Genomic DNA, 2,496 nt, shown 5'->3' with positions numbered 1-2,496 from the left:
TGTTGATTGCCACTGAGAACTGACCCGGCGCAGCCCAATATTTCCATTGAGAATTGACCCATGTTTGAACCCTCCCTCGCATGTTTTCAGCGGGGGCTATGGAGTGATCGACATGGCGTTATTGAGCGTGATCCGACGCTGGCATTTTCGAGAGCATCTATCGATCCGGGAGATTTGCCGCAGGACTGGCCTATCCCGGAATACCATCCGCAAGTATCTCCGTGCCGACGGCGTAGAGCCGAAGTTCAAGGTCCCGGAGCGTCCGAGCAAACTTGACCCGTTTGCGGATCGGTTATCGGCCTGGCTGAAGACGGAATCCAAGAAGGGCCGCAAGCAGAAGCGGACGATGAAGCAGTTGCATGCCGACCTTATAAGCCTCGGCTATGAGGGTTCCTATAACCGCGTGGCGGCTTTTGCTCGGGAATGGCGGGAGGATCGGCAGAGGGAGTTGCAAACTACTGGCCGCGGGACGTTTGTGCCCCTGGCGTTCGAGCCGGGCGAAGCCTTCCAGTTCGATTGGTCGGAGGACTGGGCGATCATCGGCAATGAGCGCACCAAGCTCCAGGTAGCGCATACGAAGCTGAGCTACAGCCGGGCCTTCATCGTCCGGGCCTACCTCCTGCAGACGCATGAGATGCTGTTTGACGCCCACAATCATGCATTCCGCGTCTTTGGTGGCATTCCGGGTCGCGGCATCTACGACAATATGCGCACGGCGATCGACAAGGTCGGACGTGGCAAGGAACGTGACATCAATGTCCGTTTCCAGGCGATGGCCAGCCACTATCTGTTCGAGCCGGAGTTCTGCAATCCGGCTTCTGGCTGGGAGAAGGGACAGGTCGAGAAGAACGTGCAGGACGCGCGTCACCGCCTCTGGCAGCCCACGCCGCGCTTTCCGTCGCTGGCAGCACTCAATGAATGGCTGGAGCAGCGCTGCAAGGAACTATGGGCACAGACGCCGCATGGTCAGATGCGTGGCACCATTGCCGACATCTGGGCTGAGGAGGCTCAGGCTCTGATGCCAGTTTCCCGGCTCTTCGACGGTTTTGTAGAATACACCAAGCGGGTCTCGCCCACCTGCCTCGTGCATCTGGAACGCAACCGCTACAGCGTCCCGGCTTCCTTTGCCAACCGGCCGGTGAGCCTGCGGGTCTACCCGGATCGTGTCGTTGTCGCCGCGGAAGGTCAGATCGTCTGCGAGCATCGGCGCGTCATCGATCGTTCCCATGATCGGCCGGGGCAGACTATCTACGACTGGCGACATTATCTGGCGGTCGTGCAGCGCAAGCCGGGCGCTCTTCGCAACGGCGCACCGTTCGCCGAGCTTCCCGACGCGTTCCGGACTCTGCAGCAGTATTTGCTCAAGAAGCCGGGCGGCGACCGCGAGATGGTCGATATCCTGGCGCTCGTGCTTCAGCACGATGAACAGGCCGTTCTGTCGGCGGTCGATATGGCACTGAAGTCCGGCGTTCCAACCAAGACGCATGTGCTGAACTTGCTACATCGCCTTGTCGACGGCAAATCCTTCACACCACCGACCATCGAGGCGCCTCAGGCCCTAACGCTCATCAACGAGCCCAAGGCCAATGTCGAACGATACGATGCCCTGAGAAAGACGGAGGCCCGCCATGCGTCATAATCCGGCAAGCGGCGCTATCGTCATCATGCTGCGGCAACTGAAGATGCACGGCATGGCGCAGGCAGTCGGCGAGTTGACCGAACAGGGATCGCCGGCGTTCGAGGGCGCCATTCCGATCCTGTCACAGCTTCTCAAGGCGGAGACGGCGGAACGAGAGGTGCGATCGACGGCCTATCAGCTCAAGACCGCACGCTTTCCAGCCTACCGCGATCTGAACGGCTTCGACTTCGCCAGCAGTGAGATCAACGAGGCGCTCGTGCGCCAGCTCCATCGCTGCGAGTTCCTCGACGAGGCCAACAACATCGTTCTGGTCGGCGGCCCCGGCACGGGCAAGACGCATATCGCCACGGCGATCGGCGTCCAGGCCATCGAACATCATCACAAACGGGTCCGCTTCTTCTCGACCGTGGAACTGGTCAACGCGTTGGAGCAGGAGAAAGCACAGGGACGTTCTGGCCAGATCGCCAATCGCCTTGTCCATTCCGATGTCGTCATTCTCGACGAGCTGGGATACCTGCCGTTCAGTGCGTCCGGCGGTGCGCTGCTCTTCCATCTGCTGAGCAAACTCTACGAGCGCACCAGCGTCATCATCACCACCAACCTAAGCTTCAGCGAGTGGGCCAGCGTCTTCGGCGACGCGAAGATGACCACCGCGCTGCTCGACCGGCTCACCCATCATTGCCACATCCTCGAAACCGGAAATGACAGCTTCCGCTTCAAGAACAGCTCGGCGCATGAGACCAAAAGCAAAAAGGAGAAAGGCAGGAACTTGACCCAAGCCACAGACCCGAAACATACCTAATAGGCGGGTCAATTCTCGGTGGAAATGCCGGGTCAGTTCTCAGTGGCAATCAACA

The 2,496-nt window shown here is 59.8% G+C and carries 2 protein-coding genes; both read left to right on the top strand.

Features of this window, described 5'->3' with window-relative positions; translation table 11 throughout:
• Positions 1–112: 112 nt before the first annotated feature.
• Positions 113–1,639: an IS21 family transposase gene (gene istA / locus QU595_RS30130; RefSeq protein WP_315929027.1), complete on the top strand. Its 1,527-nt coding sequence runs from the start codon at positions 113–115 to the stop codon at positions 1,637–1,639.
• Entirely contained in the window at positions 1,629–2,441 is an 813-nt protein-coding gene (gene istB, locus QU595_RS30125; RefSeq protein WP_315929025.1) for an IS21-like element helper ATPase IstB, read from the top strand. The genes istA and istB overlap by 11 nt, the downstream gene beginning before the upstream one ends.
• The last annotated feature ends 55 nt before the right edge of the window (positions 2,442–2,496 follow it).

The sequence above is a fragment of the Mesorhizobium sp. SP-1A genome (genome assembly GCF_032460275.1).
In the GTDB taxonomy this organism is placed as follows: Bacteria; Pseudomonadota; Alphaproteobacteria; order Rhizobiales; family Rhizobiaceae; genus Mesorhizobium.
Note: the sequence above shows the minus strand (reverse complement) of the source record. Positions and strands in the feature narration are given on the sequence as shown.

Excerpts from the sequence above, each read along its gene's own strand:
- istB (WP_315929025.1), top strand. The coding sequence starts at position 1,629 with ATGCGTCATAATCCGGCAAGCGGCGCTATCGTCATCATGCTGCGGCAA.
- istA (WP_315929027.1), top strand. The coding sequence starts at position 113 with ATGGCGTTATTGAGCGTGATCCGACGCTGGCATTTTCGAGAGCATCTA.